This window comes from Thiococcus pfennigii (assembly GCF_016583835.1).
Classification (GTDB): Bacteria; Pseudomonadota; Gammaproteobacteria; order Chromatiales; family Chromatiaceae; genus Thiococcus; species Thiococcus pfennigii.
The window spans coordinates 1-547 of sequence record NZ_NRRW01000166.1 but is presented as its reverse complement, the minus strand read 5'-3'; the positions used below and the strand labels follow the sequence as shown (position 1 = coordinate 547).

Below are 547 nucleotides of genomic sequence, written 5' to 3'. Positions count from 1 at the left end.
CGTGGGCTCGGCCATGGAGCTCGCTCGCACTCGGTGACTGCAAGCGCCGATTATCGACCCGCCGCGCCCCGATCCCAAGCAACCAGGTCAACTTGCCGCGCGATCCATCTAAAATCCGCGAGTCTGGACCACCGCGTCCGTTTTCGCCCGGTCCCCGGCCGCGCCGATGCGTCCCGACTCCACGACGTCGGCGTGCATCCAGGGCACTATAGGGGACATACGCCGCAGCAGGCGTTCGGACACGATTTTGCATAACCGAAGCTCTATTTTTCCGATTCGGTTTATCGATTTCCCTTAGGATGCGGGCGCCTAGAAACTGCCGCGCCAGCCTGCGGGAGACAACCGGATCCTCGGAGAGGACACCAGCATGCGGATCTTCAACCAGATCAGATTCGACAACGCCAAGGGCGACCTCTTCGGCGGCGTCACGGCTGCGATCATCGCGCTACCCATGGCGCTGGCCTTCGGCGTCGCCTCCGGCGCCGGCGCGGAGGCCGGACTACGGCGCCGCGAACAGCCCCACCAGCACGGCGCCGTAGAGTCCGGC

General features: G+C 65.3%; 1 protein-coding gene. It reads left to right on the top strand.

The window, feature by feature from the left end; genetic code table 11:
• Positions 1 to 367 precede the first annotated feature (367 nt).
• A partial coding sequence (locus tag CKO41_RS18395; RefSeq protein WP_200383301.1) for a SulP family inorganic anion transporter occupies positions 368 to 547 on the top strand: 180 nt, incomplete at its 3' end.